At 57.6% G+C, this 387-nt stretch carries 1 protein-coding gene; it reads left to right on the top strand.

The window, feature by feature from the left end:
* The coding region (gene secE / locus G8O24_RS47395) for a preprotein translocase subunit SecE (RefSeq protein WP_188108459.1) at positions 1–214 on the top strand (214 nt) is incomplete at its 5' end.
* Between the last annotated feature and the right edge of the window lie 173 nt (positions 215–387).

Here is a 387-nt window from a genome sequence, read left to right as displayed (position 1 = left end):
CCATAAGCCCGCCGATCAGGGCAAGCAACGCATTGGCCCGGTGACCTTCACTAAGCAGTCGGTTGCTGAGTTGCGCAAGGTCAAGTGGCCTAGTGGCGACGAGCTGGGACAGTACTTCCTCGTCGTCCTCGTCTTTGCTCTGCTCATCATCGCCTACGTCAGTGGCTTGGACGTCGTCTTCGGATGGGTCGTCATCAAGCTCTTTGGCCACTGACGATCACATTGGAGAATTGACCTGTGAGTGACAGCCCCCATTTCAGTGAAACTGACGACGTCGAGATTAACCTTGACGCGTTAACCCCCGACACCGCCGAGGAGAAGGACGACGAGGTCGAGATCGACCTTGGGGACCTCAGCGAGGAGGACTCTGCTGAGGAGCCCGAGATC

The sequence above is a fragment of the Bradyrhizobium campsiandrae genome (assembly GCF_014529705.1).
Classification (GTDB): Bacteria; Pseudomonadota; Alphaproteobacteria; order Rhizobiales; family Xanthobacteraceae; genus Bradyrhizobium; species Bradyrhizobium campsiandrae.
This window is presented reverse-complemented; position numbering and strand designations above follow the sequence as displayed.